Genomic DNA, 15,258 nt, shown 5'->3' on the forward strand with positions numbered 1-15,258 from the left:
GGGGGGCCCCCACTGCTGTCGGGCCTACTGGCTCTGCAGGTTGGCGATGCGGGCCGGGCCGTGGTTGTTGTGCCAGCCGGGCTTGGCGGTGGGGGCGGGCTTGGCATAGGTGTCGGGGCTGTAGGAGTAGCCCGGGCCGGTCGGGCTGGTGGTCGTGGTGGCTGCGGCGGCGGTGCCGGCCAGGCCGAGCGCTCCGGCGCCGATGATGCCGGCGGTGCAGATTCCGAGTGCGATGTTCTTGATCATATCTGTAATCCTTTGTGTAAGTGAGGCTTTGGCTTGTCTTGTCGGCTTGTTTTGCCGTTGAGATAAGAATGCCCCGGATCACGCGCCGGATCTGTCGGGTGACTGGTGGATGCACCGGATGAAGTCGCTGTCCCCCGATCAGGGGAAGCGCGTCAGGTGCGTGCGAACGTTGATTACCGCTCGACTTCGACACGCTCACATAGCGCGGTAACCAACGTTCGCGGGAGCCAAACCGACAACACCCGGCGTACGGTTGATGGGGCGACCGTAACCCGTCCGATCAGCGACGAAAGGTGCCCCGATGACACTAAGTGGAACCAACAGCGTCAACGACATTCGCAACGCGATACGCGAGCTGACGGCTCGCGCCGAGCTGGCCCGCAAGGAGAGCCGTCCAAGCGACGCGGCCGAGATCGAGCAGCGCATCGCTGCCTACCGCGAGGAGCTTGCGGGGCGTCCTTAGACGCCGAGCTTGCGGAACGTGCTGCGGTGGAAGACGATCGGCGGCACGTCATGCACGGTGATGTCGGTGACCTGGAGAACCACGATGGTGTGGTCACCGGCCTCCACCTGCTGATCGATGGTGCTGCGCAGCCATACGCTGGTGCCGTGCACGAACACCGCACCGCTCTCGTGTGAGTGGGTTTCCAGGCCTTCGAACCGATCGCCGGTCTTGGCGGCCAGGGTGCGGGCGGCCTGATCGTGCGATTCGCCGAGGACACTGATGCCCAGCGACGGCAGATCCTTGAGCTTGGGCCAGGTCTCGGAGCTGTTCTGGACGCAGAACGCTACCAGCGGCGGATCCAGCGAAACAGGAACGAAGGTGCTTGCCGCCAGGCCGACCCGGACGCCGTCAACTTCCGCGGCGATCGCGATGACACCGGACGGGAAATGGCCGAATGCCTCACGCAGGGAGGCCGGGCTCAGCTCTGTGTCACTCATAACACTTCCATCTTCACACGTAACGGTGCGCCGCGGCCACATCAGGGTGCGCACGCAATCGGCTCTTCCACGCATTACGCCCGTAAACAGCGTAGATGCGATCGTTGGCGGGGTCGTCGGTGACTCCGCGGGCTTGGGCCGCCAGTTCGTCGGACAGCGGCAGGACGGGCAGCTGCGCATCGAGGCGCGGGTTGAAGAAGTAGGCGATCGACAGGCGTTCTGCGTCGCGGATCCGTACACGGTGCTCGGTGGCGCGCAGGTAGCCGCCGCTGGCGATCTCCAGCATCTCGCCGATGTTGACGATGAGCGCTCCCGGTAGCGGGTCGACGTCGACATATCCCGCTTCAGTGCGGACCTGCAGGCCCGCACTGCCCGGTTCTGCGAGCAACAGGGTCAGCACCCCGGCGTCGCGATGTGCGCCGACGCCCTGGCCGGACGGCGCGCCACCGGGATATCGGATCACTTTGATGAGCGTGGCCGGTGTGCCCGCGAACGCCGCGTCGAAGACGTCCTCGGGATTGCCGAGCGCAACGGCCCAGTGCCGCAGCAGAGTTCGACCGACCTCGGACAGCGCCGCGTCCCACTCGGCGATGACCTCCGGCAGTTCAGGCAGTCCGGCCGGCCACTGATTGGGCCCCTGCAGGCGCAGGTAGGGCTCGGCCGGGTCGGCCAGTGGGGTGCGCTCAGGACCGATGTCGATCTGCTCGCGCCAGTCCACCTCGCCGCCGGTCAGTTCGCCGCCCAGCCGGGTGTAACCGCGGAAGTGCGGGCTGTTGACCATCGCGACGGCGTCCTTGGACTCCTGCGGCAGCGCGAACAGCCGCCGGGACTGTGTCAGCACCCGGTCGATCAGTTCGTCGGGGACACCGTGGCCCGAGAGGTAGAAGAACCCGACCTCGTGGGCCACCTGGCCGAGGGTGCGCCGCAGGACCTCCGGGTCATCCCGGAGGTCGACGACCGGCAACGCCGTCTGCACAGACACCACAGGACCATCTTCCCTGCCGGTCGGCTGGGTGGCCATGGTCTGGCTCAGGCTGAACGCAAACTCGGCCCGCTTACTTCGGCTTGGATTCTCCGTAGTAGCTGTACGAGTACGCGTACGCCGAGCTGTTCTTCGCGGGAATCATCGTCAAGACCGATCCCAGGAGCGTCGCACCGACACTGTGCAAACTCTCGACAGCCTGCGCAAGTTGCTCGCGCTTTGTCTGGCCATAACGCACCATGATCAATGCGCCATCCGCGTTCGCAGCAAGTATTGCGGCATCGGTCACTGCGAGCAGAGGTGAGGAGTCGACGATCACGTAGTCGAAATGGGCACGTAGTTCAGCAAGGATCTTGCTAGCTGCCTGCGAAGCAAGGAGCTCGCTTGGATTGGGCGGCGTCGCGCCGGCCGCCAACACAGTCAGTCCGTCGAACTGCGTCTGCTGCGTAGCTTCGTCCAATGTCACTGCACCGCTAAGCACCGTGCTAAACCCCACGGTGCCCACCAAGTCGAGGTACTTGTGCACAGTGGGCCTGCGCATATCGCCGTCGACCAGTGCGACGTTGTTGCCGCTCTCCGCCAACGCCAAAGCGATGTTGATGGCGGTAGTCGACTTTCCTTCGTTCGGAACCGAGCTAGTGACGACGATGACCCGCGGCGGGTTGTCGACCGCGAGGAAACTCAGATTGGTACGCAGCTTCCTGAACGACTCTGCAATGGCACTGTTGTCTTTCCCGAAGAAGATCGGTGGCGTCTTTCGGCGTTCCTTGTCTAGTTGAATTCCACCTACAACCCCGACCTCGGAGATCTCCTCTAGTACTTCTCTGCTCTTTACGGTGTTGTCCAGGAGGTCTCGAAGGATGGCCAATCCGATACCGAGTGCTAAACCTGCCGCTAGCCCGAGCAGGATATTTCGAGTCTTCTTCGGGCTAACCGGTGTTTCGGGAACGGAGGCGCGTTGTTCCACGACTACGCGGGCATCTGGCGTTGCGCCACCTTCTACAGTCTCCAGTTGGCGGACCATGACCACGAATTCGTCGGAGAGCGCATTGGCTACGTCGCGCGCGCGGACCGGCGATGCATCGAGGACAGCCACGTCGATGAGCACAGTTCCCGTTTTCGCTGTTGCCTTGACTTTGGCCTGCAACTCACTTGCGGTCATTTCCAAGCCGAGCTTGTCGATGGTGCGTTGAGCAAGCGTCTCGCCCATGAGCAGCTGCGCGTAGGACACGACACGTTCTTGAGAGAAGCGGTTGCCCTGGTAGATATCGGTAACACTCGAAGAACTGGAAGCCGACACGAACAGCCGAGTCGACGCTTGGTATAGCGGAGTCGTTAGCAGAGTGACCGCTACCGCAGCCAGAGCGGCAACAATTACCGAGGCACAAACGGTAATCCATCGAGCCCGAATCAATTTCAGGAAATCTTGTAGATTCAACGCCAACCCTTCGCCGTAAATCTTTTGCGTATCAACGCCCTGCGGCCAGGACTCTGACGCTCGGGCAGCATACCGTCGGCTGTCGGTGCAACCCGTGTCAAACCAGTTACCTGTACCTGCGACCGCCCGTCACGCTCTTCCCCTGATGACCAATTGTTGGCCATTACGGGCATTCCGGCACTTTAACGATCGGAGCGACGCTATCGATCAGGGGCTGCACCGGAACACGCGGGGCGCCCGCCGCCGTCGGTTCCGACAATCGGAAGACTAGCTCGCCCGCCTGCCGCGGCGGAATAGCCACCTGGATCTCGAAAGTCGGATGCCCGCGCTCCGTACCTGTGAACACCGGTACCCGTTCGCCGTTTGAGAACGCGCTCAAGATCTTGGCGTCCTTCGTCGCAACTAGGCGCACCGACGTCAGCATCGACCCGCTTGGCATCGTGAACGGCAGATTCGGAATGACGCCGCCCGCCGATGCTACGTAGTCGGGCAATGGCATATCCGGCGCCACACTCTTCAACTTCACCGTGACGGTGGTATTCCGCTGATCCTGCGAGCAACCGTCGGCCGCGTACTCGATTTCGCGCCGGAGGTAGTAATCCATCTTGTTGCCGCCGAGGTTATTGATCACGACCGCGGCGTACGGCGCGGAGTCCTCCGGAATGGTGTGGGCAAGCGGGGTCTCTTCGAGGATCTTCTGATCCGTCGGCGAAGCGCTCCATACCGCGATACGTCGTTCGCCAACGGCTCTGCCCAATGCGTCGAGCAGCTGGCGCGGAGCCTCTACCTGCCCCGTCATTTTCTTCACAACTGCGTTGGCAATGTCTTGGAGGTATTGCTTGCGCGCAACCTGATCTGTCGGGAAGCGTTGATATGCAATTGATTCGGTGAGCTCGACCACGTTCTCTTTGGTGATCTTCTCACCGTCGGCCAGCGTCACCGGCCCGACGGCACCAAGAATGTAGCTCAACGCGACGGGGTCGATGGCGATAGCGCCGTCGACATTCGTTCCCGACTGCTGCGCCCACATGGACTTCCAGATCTGGGCCGCGTACGGGAAATGCGAACTGAGGTTGCTGTTGCGGAAATCTGTGCTGGCGTTGGTAAATCCGTACTGCTCGGTGTACTCCGGACCGAGGTCGAGAGTCGTGAACGGTCCCTTGAGTTCGGTGTTGGCTCCCAGCGCCTCGACGGTGGGTGCACCGTTGTCAAGGTGAAGTATGCCGAATCCGCCGAGAATGCCGCCTGTGCCCCGCGCTTCAGCATTGGTCTGAAATCCCATGAAGTATGATCGCGGACCGTCTGCGCCCATCATTGAAGGCGCCAAACGAGCTGCAAGAGCGGTGTTTTCAAGCAGGGCGGTAATCTTCTCGGTCTGCGTTTGGACTTGCGTGCGGGCCTTCCCGAGCACCGAGAGATATGCAGGTTGCGGGATCGCATCTGCCTCTGCTTCCAGACGACGCGCATCCGCGGAGATCCTGCTGAGTGCCGGCTCGTTGTCGCGGAGAAGACGTACGTTCAGACGCGACCCTTCGAACAGCTTGTCGGGCGAAATGGCCGCGCCGACTTGCGACGACGGCTTGAGAACGTCTCTTGCCAGACCGAGGACCACGTTCGAAATCTGCTTACCGGTCTCGAATGGGCTCCCCACCCACGGGACCGCCGCAGCGATGCCCCATGGAAGCGAATGGGTTGAATCGCTCGCGGCTTGTGCATGAGATTGGGCCGAGTCTGCGAACCGCTGGGCCTCGTCGACGCGCCCGTCGGCCAGTGCATCCTTCGTTTGCTGCGCTGCCGCGCGAGCTTGCTCTAGGGAACCCTTGGCTGAGTAGGCCTCGAACCCAAGCCAACCGAGCAGCGCAAGCACAACAACAAGAAACGCTGCAGCGATCAACTTCGTCTCACGTCGACGCAGTAGGTCGCCAAAATGCTCGAACCTCGACGAGTCCTCTACGTCCGCTATTGGATTGTCATCTTCATTGTTCGAAGATTGGCTCAGCGGACGTAGCCTTCCCATATCGGGTTGCAGCCCGGAATCCGGGCTGCAACATCAACGGGACAAATGACTGTCCCGACTAGCCGACTCGGCGGGACTAGCAGCCCCTGCTGAACGACACGGTGAAGGTGCCATAGGGCCCGATCTTGGCACTGGCTCCAAGGAAGCACACCCGGAAGTCGAGCCCGCCCGTGATCGACTTGTAAATCGGCTTCAGGAACCCCGGGATGAGTGCGAGCGGCTTGAACACAAGCACCTGAGATGAAGGCTTCGGGGGAACACGATCTTCACCAATCCACCAAAGCTGATTCTGCAGCCAGTTGTCTTGGGCGATGTTGTCCAGCACCTGGGTCACCGGAGCAAGTGGTGCCGGGGTGGCGATATCGGCCTGAGCGGCAATCGCCGGAGTGAGCGTGGCAGCGGCTGCGACGGCGCAGGCTGCAGCAGTCACCTGAAACTTAGTTGTTGCGTGGGAAAAGCGTGTCGCGATAGCGGACATTTTCCTGGCCTTCCGTCAGGGAACTTGGGATAAAGAATCGCAGACTGTACGCGCTCTGTCAACACGAAACGTTGCAGGTGAGAGGATGTTTCTACGTGCAAGCAAATTAGGCGGAATGTTACCGCTGAATGACCGCTATCTCGGCTTAGTCGTGCCCGCGGAGTGGGTTTTCGCGGGATACATAACTTGCCAGCATCTCGCTGGCATCGGCCGCCTGATATCCCGCGGAATACGCTTTTGCCAGGTCTAATGCGCTATTTCGGGGCCGTGGCGCGATTGGATGTGCAATCGAGGCAAAGTATTGTTCGGAACTCACCCCACCTACGCGGTCCGGGTCATGGCCAGACAGCGCAAACACGCGACGGGCGATGTCCGCCCATGAGGTCACCGGCCCGGAGCCCGTCACGTTGTACACGCCGTGCTCGGCACGCTGATCCACCAAGAAGCGGATGGCACCGGCCAGTTCGGATGCGAAGGTCAATCTGCCGAACTGATCGTCCACCACTGACGGGTTCACGCCCCGCGCGGCAAGAGACACCATGGTGCGGACAAAGTTGGGTCCGTCGCCGATCACCCAGGACGTCCGCACGATGTAGTGCTTTGGGACCGTCGAAACAATCTGGTCGCCGGCAGCCTTCGTCGTTCCGTAGACACCCACTGGGGCTACGGGGTCATCCTCGCGGTAGGGCCGTTCTGTCGCGCCGTCAAAGACATAGTCGCTGGAGACGTGCACCAAGGTAAGGCCGTATTCAGCTGCAATACGCGCCAACGCCGTCAAGCCGGTCACGTTCGTCGCCCACGCGGCACCGCGGCCTTCTGGGGTCTCGGCCGCATCGACTGCGGTATACGCGGCAGCGTTGATGATGGTGTCGTAGTCCTGCCACCGGAACGCATCGTCGAAGTTGGCGAGGGACAGGTCCAGTTCCGCCCGTCCGGCGAAGTCCACGTGAGGGAAGTCGGCGTAAGCGCTCCGCAGGGCTCGCCCGACCTGTCCATTCGCGCCGAGGACCAGCGTCTTGCGTGGCAAAACCGGATCGACGTCCACCAGCGCCGGATGGACGCGGTCCTTAGCCGACAACTCTGCATTCTGCGGCGGAATCGGCCAGGCAATCGCGAGTGTTTCATCCGCGAGATTGACTGACGTGTAAGAAGCCTCAGGTGAATAGTGATCGTTCACCAGATAGGTGTAAACAGTATTCGGCTCAAGGGTCTGAAAGGCATTGCCGACGCCGCGCGGTACATACACCGCACGGGACGGATCGAGCTCGGCCGTGAACACTGCCCCGAAAGTGGGACCGGATCGCAGGTCGACCCACGCGCCAAAAATCCGCCCTGCGGCGACGGATACCAGTTTGTCCCATGGCTCGGCGTGGATGCCGCGGGTAGTTCCCACTGCGTCATTGGACGACACGTTGTTCTGCACCGGTCTGAAGTCGGGAAGCCCTGCGGCCATCATCTTCTCGCGTTGCCAGTTCTCCTTGAACCATCCGCGGTTGTCACCATGGACGGGGAGGTCCCAGATCGTCAGGCCTGGAATCGGGGTTACGTTGGCACGTAGTGCTTTTCCATATTCAGTCACGGTCACTGCCCTAGACGGGCGTAGAAGGCCTCGGTCGCGTCCTTGCTGGGCGCCCACCAGGCTTCGTTTTCGCGATACCACTGGATGGTCTCCGCCAGCCCAGTCTCAAAGTCGCGGTAGCGCGGCTCCCAGCCGAGTTCGGCTCGCAATTTGGAGGAATCGATTGCGTAGCGCAGGTCGTGACCCGCACGGTCGACGACGTGGTCGTATGCGTCGCCCGGTTGGCCCATAAGCTTGAGGATCATCTCGATGACAGTCTTATTGTTCTGTTCGCCATCAGCGCCAATGAGATAGGTCTCACCGCTACGGCCATTGTCCAGGATGGCGAGCACAGCCGATGAGTGGTCATCGGCATGGATCCAGTCCCGCACGTTCAGGCCCGCGCCGTACAACTTGGGGCGGATACCCCGCAGAATGTTGGTGATCTGGCGAGGTATGAACTTCTCGACATGCTGGTAAGGCCCATAGTTGTTGGAGCAGTTGGAGATTGTGGCGTGAACGCCGAAGGATCGAACCCAGGCGCGGACCATCAGGTCGCTGCCCGCTTTGGTTGATGAGTAGGGCGAGGACGGGTTGTACGGAGTTGCCTCGGTGAACCTGGACGGGTCGTCGAGTTCCAGGTCGCCGTACACCTCGTCCGTTGAAATATGGTGCAGCCGAACCCCATGCCTGCGGGCGGCCTCCAAGATCGTGAAGCTACCCACCAAGTTCGTGTGCAGGAAGGGATGCGGATCGCTCAAGGAGTTGTCGTTGTGAGACTCTGCTGCGTAATGCACCACGGCGTCGACCGATCCAACCAAACCGTCCACCAGTGCGACATCGGCTATGTCGCCGAGGACGAAAGACAGTCGATCATCCGGTAGACCCGCCAACGACTCTCGGTTACCCGCGTAGGTGAGCTTGTCCAGCACCGTCACGTGGTGGTCGGTGTGCGCAACGACGTAGTGCGCAAAGTTGGAGCCGATAAACCCTGCGCCACCGGTGACTAGCAATCGCGCCATCAGTGCCCTCTGTCCAACAGACCCAGCAAGTAGGTCCCGTAGCCCGACTTCACCAGCAGCTCAGCACGCTCACGCAAGTCATCATCGGTGAAATATCCTTGCCGCCAGGCGATTTCCTCGGGAACTCCGATCTTCAAGCCCGTGCGCCGCTCCATGGTGCGAACGAATTCGGCGGCATCGGTCATCTGATCAAATGTCCCGGTATCCAACCACGCGGTACCCCGAGGCAACACCTGCACGTGTAACCGACCCTGCTCAAGGTAGGTGCGGTTGATATCAGTGATCTCGTATTCACCGCGCGCACTGGGCTTGAGGACTTTCGCCATCGACACCACGTCATTGTCATAGAAGTACAGACCCGGGACGGCGTAGTTGCTCTTGGGAGACTTCGGCTTCTCCTCCAGCGACACCGCGGTTCCCTGCGCATCGAATTCGATGACGCCGTACGCAGCGGGCTCCGCGACCCAGTACGCGAAGATGGCACCACCATCCACGTCGTTGAACGCCTGAAGTTGCGAACCCAAACCAGGGCCGTATAGCAAATTGTCTCCAAGTACGAGCGCAACGCTTTCCGCGCCAAGGAATTCGGCACCAATCGTGAACGCTTGAGCCAGCCCATCTGGTGAGGGCTGCTGTGCGTACGTAATCGACACACCGAATCGCGAACCATCCCCCAGTAAGCGCTCGAAACTGGCTGCGTCGTGAGGGGTGGTGATCACCAGGATGTCCCGGATACCGGCCAACATCAACGTCGACAGCGGGTAGTACACCATCGGCTTGTCGTAGACGGGGATCAACTGCTTGGACACCCCCATGGTGATTGGGTACAAACGTGTTCCCGAACCACCAGCCAGGATTATCCCTTTCACGCGGCCATCGTGGCACAGCGTGGGCCGGTGGGCTAACTTTGTAGCGCGACTGGATCCACATCGCTACCAGCAGCAAATCCGCACCGCGCACCAGAGCTGAACCGGGAGTCGATCTGCACGTCCTATTCGTCTGCACCGGAAATATTTGCCGATCCCCGACCGCTGACCGGCTCGCCGAGGCGCTGGGTGCAGAACTTCAGATCCCGAATTTCGCGGCCTCCAGTGCAGGTACCCGCGCTGTCATCGGACATCCGATGCACGCCGAAGCTGCGCGTGTTCTCAGGGACTTGGGCGGTGATCCCTGCGATTTCGCGGCTCGACAGTTGACACCGCCTATAGCCAACCGCGCCGACTTGGTCCTCACGATGACCACAGCGCACCTCAACGCAGTGTTGGAACTCGCGCCGCGGCAATTTCGCAGAACCTTCACGCTTGGCGAGGCCGCTCTACTGGCGACTGCGGACGAATTACCAACCGTCGCGGACCTGGCCGTCCTGCGTCCACGACTTGCAGGTCGCGCTGTTGCCGACATTCCAGACCCCATCGGACAAAGCCCGGCGTACTTCGACGAGGTCGGATCACGGATCGCCGCACTACTGCCACCGATCCTCGAGCTGTGCCGGCGGTCCGCTTCGGCGAGCGGCGACTAAGCGCCACATGTGGCTCACCCTCTTCGTCATGGCCGTTGCGGTCAGCCTGGAACCCTTCCGCATCGGCATGTCAGTGGTGATGCTGAAGCGCCCACGCCCTCACCTGCAACTCGCTGCATTTCTTGCTGGCGGTTTCGCGATGGGACTGGCCGTAGGCGTCACGTTGTTATTCGCGATCGGCGGGCGGTTGCCCCAGGCACACTTCACGCTGCCCCGCGTGCAGATCGCAATCGGAGCCTTGGCGATCGTCGCGGCGCTCGTGATCGCAGTTACACCGGGGAAGGCGAGGACGCCTCCGGCCTGGCTGACGCGAGCGCTGGAAGGCCAGTCGCTCTGGGTCGCTGGCTGTGCCGGATTGGGGATCGCTCTCCCATCGGTGGACTATCTGGCGGCCCTCGCCCTCATCGCGTCGTCAGGGACCGATCCGTCAGTTCAGTTGGGCGCGGTCGTCTCGTTCAATGTCGTGGCATTTGGACTGGTGGAGATCCCACTGATCGCCTATCTGATCGCGCCAACTCAGACCAGCGCCGCTATGAGTGCCCTGAACGACTGGATACGCGGCCGGAAGCGCAGGGAAGTCGCCGTGCTCCTGTCAGTCGTCGGAGTGGTACTTCTCGTCGCGGGCCTGCTGGGAATCTGAGCTGGGCCATGGGGAGCCGGATCCGTGGGGGTTCCTTGGATCGGCATGGCCGCCGCTCGAGAATTTACTTCTCGTTCATCCCAGCATCAGAGGCCCACTTGCGCTCGGCAGAGCACCACAGGCATCCCGCTACTTGTGGTGTGGCCGATGCGACGACCGCCTGCAACCCACCGTCGGGCCCGCACTTTCCCGATGAAGCAGTGGCGGCAACTGTGTTGGCCGCACAGCTATCCCACAGTCAAGATCAATAGCTACAGCGCAACGCACGGCCGCCCACGTTGCCTGGCGTCGCCACAACGGAGACGGCGGATGCACACAATTCGGCGCCAATCAGGCAAGAGGGCTGTCGCACAAGGGATAAAGCAACCACGCATCCGGCCCGGACACTCCAGCCGCTTGTTTGCCGCACACAGATAAGCAACTCGGGATGGTCGACACACCTGCAGGCATCGAGCTATCGCGGCTAACGGCGACATCTGCTTCAAAACGGAAACATATGCGGCGCAATTATCGAACAACAATGCAAATACAGCAAACTCGAAGTTAGTCGTTTTCGTCGATTCGGGACAATCGAGACTCGCCGATTTCAACGAAAATCGTACGTTCGGACGACAACGAATATCGCTGTCCGACCTGCGGTTTTACGCGTATCTGGACAGTGCAGAAGGGTAGATCCAAAATTTTTAGCGTGCTCGTCAATAATTCACTGTGCAAACGCCGCATACGGCCGTTAGTATCCTCCTGAACTGCAGAAAGGATGAGAGTTGCATGGCGGAAGACGCACTCAAGAGCCTCGTATTTGATCGCGCACCTTCTTTGCAATTCAGCAAACCTTCTACAGGAACCGGCGACGCAGCCTCAGCGATAGCGGACAACGGCGTTCACTGTCACGCGCACACCCACGAAACATTGCCCGAATTGACGGTGCCGTCAGTGCAATACCAGCTTTAGCGTCGATATTTCAGAAATTCTGCGGAGGCCAAAATGTTTGCTGACTTCGAACGGACAGGCAAGTGACGGACGTAGCTGACGCCTTTACGAATACCGCTGATGCTGGGAAAACCCCGAGAGCCGACGAGGCGGTTAAGAAGCTGACCGCGGGCGCAGCCGAGGTGGCGCGGATGGGTTGGGACCGAATCGTGGTGCCGACAACCCGAATGGCGCCGCAGCCGACCGCCGATATTTCCGTCCGGGCCATCGACAAGACGGCACCCAGCCGACCGTTTCTCAGTCGTATCCGTGGATACATGGTGGTGCCAGTCGTTGATTGCGCCATGATGTTGGCCCCGCTGGCTTGGCGGCCGCCGCAAATCTATTCCATGATTGCGTTGGCTGTCCTTGGGATGCTGCTCCTCACCGGCGGCACCAAATACACGGCGCCACTGCACCTCAGCGTCTTGGACGAGCTGCCGACCATCCTCACCCGACTGTTGGCTGCCACCGCAGTTGTTGCGACGGCAATTCTCTATACGCACCAGAAGATCTCAGTCCTGACGTTTCTCGAGACGGCAGCGCAGGCTATCGCTCTCGTTGTCGTTGGCCGCGTGATCACGACGCGCGCCATCGCGGCTAGCCGCCGGCGGGGGCTGACGAGGCACAACACCGTCCTCATCGGCGGAGGGCCGGCGGCCGCCGAACTCGCGCGCACTCTTGCCGAGCATCCCGAATACGGACTGCGAGTCGAGGGATTTGTCGACGACTGCGACCTGTGCCCAGCCGAACAGCATCTTCCTCGCCTCGGCCGCGTCGCGGACTTGGACATGGCAGTAGTGACTTCCGGTGCAGACACGCTCCTCATTGCCGACGGCGCCTTTGAGGAGCGCGCTTTGATGACGGCCGTTCGAACCAAAGAATGCTTGACAGCGGAGCTGCTGATCGTCCCGCGGATGCATCACTTTCACACTCAGACTGGTATGGCCGACCAGATCGGCTCGATCCCGATCATGCGGATCCGTAATCCCAATCTGCAAGGACCCACCCGCGTGATCAAGCGAGTGTTCGACATCGTCGTCTCGTCGATCGCGCTCATGGTGCTGACCCCGGTGTTGGCTGCCGCCGCGCTCGCGGTTCGGATAGAAGGCGGTCCCGGCGTCATCTTCAAGCAGGTTCGAGTCGGTCGTGACGGCAAGCAGTTCGAGCTGCTCAAATTCCGTTCGATGCGTCCAGCGAACGAGGCCGAGTCCCAGACTCGGTGGAATGTCGCCTCCGACAACCGAGTTGGCGCTGTTGGCCGATTCCTGCGATGCACCTCAATTGACGAGCTGCCTCAACTTTGGAATATTTTCCGCGGCGACATGACCGTGGTGGGGCCCCGCCCAGAACGGCCACATTTTGTGAAGCAGTTCTCCGATGAAGTCGACCGGTATGCCTACCGCCACCGGGTTCAGGTCGGACTTACCGGCTTTGCCCAGGTCAGCGGACTCAAGGGGAATACGTCAATATTCGACCGAGCGCGATACGACAACTTCTATATCGAGAATTGGTCCCTCTGGCTAGATATCAAAATCGTGATTCGGACGTTCCGCGCGGTTGTTCTCTATCGCGAGAGGTCCGGCCGCTAGCGAGTTTCGACTGGACCAGAAACATCTCGGTCATCCTGTGGGCGTGGAACCGGCAGACACCCACCACAGGATGACCGAGTCGTTGAGTAGCCTGACCACCATGCCGAACGCGTCCATCCTGACCCTGCTGCAGGAACGCGCCATCGCGACTCCCGACGCCGAGGCCTTCACGTTCACCGACTACGACGTCGACCCGGCCGGTGTCCCGGAAACGCTGACCTGGGCGCAGGTACACCGCCGCACCGTCAACGCGGCGCTGGAGTTCGAGCAGTACGGGTCACCCGGAGACCGGGCTCTGATCATCGCGCCCCAGGGTTTGGACTACATCGTCGCCTTCCTAGGAGCCATGCAGGCCGGCTTCATCGCCGTTCCCCTGTCGGTTCCGGTGCCCGGCTCCCACGATGAGCGGGTCAGCGCCGTCGTGGCCGACACATCGCCGGTGGTGGTGCTCACCACCTCCCCCGTTGCTCACCTGGCCACCCAGTACGTCGACGACGGGGCTGCCGTGGTCGCGGTGGTATCCGTTGACACCCTCGACCTCGACGGGCCGGTGCCTCCCAATGCAGATCCGGCCGACGGCCCGGATACCGCCTACCTGCAGTACACGTCGGGTTCGACCCGATTGCCGGCCGGGGTCATGATCAGCCATCGGAACCTGCTGGCGAACTTCGAACAACTCATGGCCGACTACTTCGCCGACTTCGCAGGAGTGCTGCCCCTGACCTCGAAACTGGTGTCGTGGCTGCCCTTTTACCACGATATGGGCCTGATGCTGGGAATCGTGGGGCCCATCCTCTCGGGACAACCCGCGCTCCTGATGAGTCCGATCGCGTTCCTGACCAATCCGGTGCGCTGGGTAGAGACGATGTCGCAGCCCGAGTACGCGTGGTCGGCGGCGCCCAACTTCGCCTTCGATCTGACCGCGCGACGAACCACCGACGCCGATCTCAAGCGCCTCGATCTCAGCGGAGTCGTCGGCATCATCAATGGTGCCGAACGGATTCACCCGTCGACACTGGTGAAGTTCAACGAGTGCTTCAAACCGGTGGGTTTCCGGCCGGAGATGGTGGTGCCCTCTTACGGACTCGCGGAGGCGACGGTCTTCGTCGCCAGCGGCAACAACAACCGTGCATCCGATGCCGTCGACTTCGACCCTGCCGCGCTGGCCGCAGGCAGCGCGGTCCGCAGTCCAGGGGGGCTGCCTCTGGTGCGGTACGGGATGCCCGTCTCGCCGTTGGTGCGGATCGTCGACGCCGATACCTGCCGGTCGTGCTCGGACGGCACCATCGGTGAGATCTGGACCCACGGAGAGAACGTCTCTGCGGGCTACTGGCGTAAACCCGAGCAGACCGGGTCGGCGTTCGGCGCGACGCTGATCGAGGCTCCTGCGGGCACCCCTGACGCGGGTTGGCTACGAACCGGCGATCAGGGCTTCATCTCCGAGGGTGATCTCTTCATCGTGGGGCGCATCAAGGACATGCTGATCGTGCGAGGCCGCAACTACTACCCCGAGGACATCGAGGCCACCGTCCAGCAGATCACCCGCGGGCGGGTCGCTGCCATTGCCGTGCCCGACGAGCAGACCGAGAAACTGGTCACCGTCATCGAGTTGAAGAAACTCGACGACTCGGGGGATCTGGCCATGGTGAGAAACGATGTGACAGCTGCGATTTCACGCGCGCACGGACTGCACGTCGCCGATATCGTACTGGTGGCTCCTGGTTCGATCCCCACCACGACGAGCGGCAAGATCCGCCGGGCTGCGTGCATCGACCAACATCGGCAGGGGCAGTTCGTGCGGCTCGACGCCTAAACCGTGACCTTGTCGGCGGTCAGTGGTTTCGCCGTGTTCGGG

The 15,258-nt window shown here is 61.6% G+C and carries 14 protein-coding genes; 5 read left to right on the forward strand and 9 right to left on the reverse strand.

What is annotated here, in order from left to right; translation table 11 throughout:
• Window positions 1-24 precede the first annotated feature (24 nt).
• Entirely contained in the window at window positions 25-246 is a 222-nt protein-coding gene (locus AC1DY7_RS11705; RefSeq protein WP_477493853.1) for a hypothetical protein, read from the reverse strand.
• A 301-nt stretch (window positions 247-547) separates the two neighbouring features.
• Here AC1DY7_RS11705 and AC1DY7_RS11710 point away from each other — a divergent pair, with 301 nt between their 5' ends.
• Window positions 548-709 carry a hypothetical protein gene (locus tag AC1DY7_RS11710; protein ID WP_477493854.1) on the forward strand — a complete coding sequence of 54 codons (162 nt, stop codon included), beginning with the start codon at window positions 548-550 and terminating at the stop codon, window positions 707-709.
• Here AC1DY7_RS11710 and AC1DY7_RS11715 read toward each other — a convergent pair.
• From AC1DY7_RS11715 to rfbA, 8 genes are all read right to left on the reverse strand, one after another.
• Window positions 706-1,188: a flavin reductase family protein gene (locus AC1DY7_RS11715; RefSeq protein ID WP_477493855.1), complete on the reverse strand. Its 483-nt coding sequence runs from the start codon at window positions 1,186-1,188 to the stop codon at window positions 706-708. The two genes, AC1DY7_RS11710 and AC1DY7_RS11715, sit on opposite strands and share 4 nt — an antisense overlap.
• 13 nt (window positions 1,189-1,201) lie before the next feature.
• Complete coding sequence (locus AC1DY7_RS11720; protein WP_477493856.1) at window positions 1,202-2,209, reverse strand: isopenicillin N synthase family dioxygenase; 1,008 nt, start codon at window positions 2,207-2,209, stop codon at window positions 1,202-1,204.
• Between the two features lie 34 nt (window positions 2,210-2,243).
• A complete protein-coding gene (locus tag AC1DY7_RS11725) occupies window positions 2,244-3,608 on the reverse strand; it encodes a tyrosine-protein kinase domain-containing protein (protein ID WP_477493857.1) in 1,365 nt (454 codons plus the stop codon).
• Window positions 3,609-3,771: 163 nt separating this feature from the next.
• Window positions 3,772-5,625: a DUF4012 domain-containing protein gene (locus tag AC1DY7_RS11730; RefSeq protein ID WP_477493858.1), complete on the reverse strand. Its 1,854-nt coding sequence runs from the start codon at window positions 5,623-5,625 to the stop codon at window positions 3,772-3,774.
• Window positions 5,626-5,701: 76 nt separating this feature from the next.
• Window positions 5,702-6,103 (reverse strand): hypothetical protein, encoded by a 402-nt coding sequence (locus AC1DY7_RS11735; RefSeq protein WP_477493859.1) that lies wholly within the window; start codon window positions 6,101-6,103, stop codon window positions 5,702-5,704.
• 145 nt (window positions 6,104-6,248) lie between these two features.
• The gene (locus AC1DY7_RS11740; RefSeq protein ID WP_477493860.1) at window positions 6,249-7,682 is read right to left on the reverse strand and encodes a sugar nucleotide-binding protein; all 1,434 of its coding nucleotides are present in this window, start codon (window positions 7,680-7,682) and stop codon (window positions 6,249-6,251) included.
• Window positions 7,683-7,684: 2 nt separating this feature from the next.
• Window positions 7,685-8,683 carry a dTDP-glucose 4,6-dehydratase gene (gene rfbB / locus AC1DY7_RS11745; protein ID WP_477493861.1) on the reverse strand — a complete coding sequence of 333 codons (999 nt, stop codon included), beginning with the start codon at window positions 8,681-8,683 and terminating at the stop codon, window positions 7,685-7,687.
• Window positions 8,683-9,552, reverse strand: coding sequence for a glucose-1-phosphate thymidylyltransferase RfbA (gene rfbA, locus AC1DY7_RS11750; protein ID WP_477493862.1), 870 nt, complete (start codon window positions 9,550-9,552; stop codon window positions 8,683-8,685). The genes rfbB and rfbA overlap by 1 nt, the downstream gene beginning before the upstream one ends.
• Window positions 9,553-9,665: 113 nt before the next feature.
• Between rfbA and AC1DY7_RS11755 the strand changes: the two genes are divergently transcribed.
• The 4 genes from AC1DY7_RS11755 to AC1DY7_RS11770 all read left to right on the forward strand — a co-directional run bounded on the left by AC1DY7_RS11755 (window position 9,666) and on the right by AC1DY7_RS11770 (window position 15,216).
• On the forward strand, window positions 9,666-10,202 hold the full coding sequence (locus AC1DY7_RS11755; protein WP_477493963.1) for an arsenate reductase/protein-tyrosine-phosphatase family protein: 537 nt from the start codon (window positions 9,666-9,668) through the stop codon (window positions 10,200-10,202).
• Between the two features lie 7 nt (window positions 10,203-10,209).
• Window positions 10,210-10,842: a GAP family protein gene (locus AC1DY7_RS11760; protein ID WP_477493863.1), complete on the forward strand. Its 633-nt coding sequence runs from the start codon at window positions 10,210-10,212 to the stop codon at window positions 10,840-10,842.
• A gap of 1,013 nt (window positions 10,843-11,855) precedes the next feature.
• Window positions 11,856-13,403, forward strand: coding sequence for a sugar transferase (locus AC1DY7_RS11765; RefSeq protein WP_477493864.1), 1,548 nt, complete (start codon window positions 11,856-11,858; stop codon window positions 13,401-13,403).
• A gap of 100 nt (window positions 13,404-13,503) precedes the next feature.
• Complete coding sequence (locus tag AC1DY7_RS11770) at window positions 13,504-15,216, forward strand: AMP-binding protein (protein WP_477493964.1); 1,713 nt, start codon at window positions 13,504-13,506, stop codon at window positions 15,214-15,216.
• Window positions 15,217-15,258: the final 42 nt, after the last annotated feature.

The organism is Mycobacterium sp. P2_H7 (assembly GCF_056403275.1).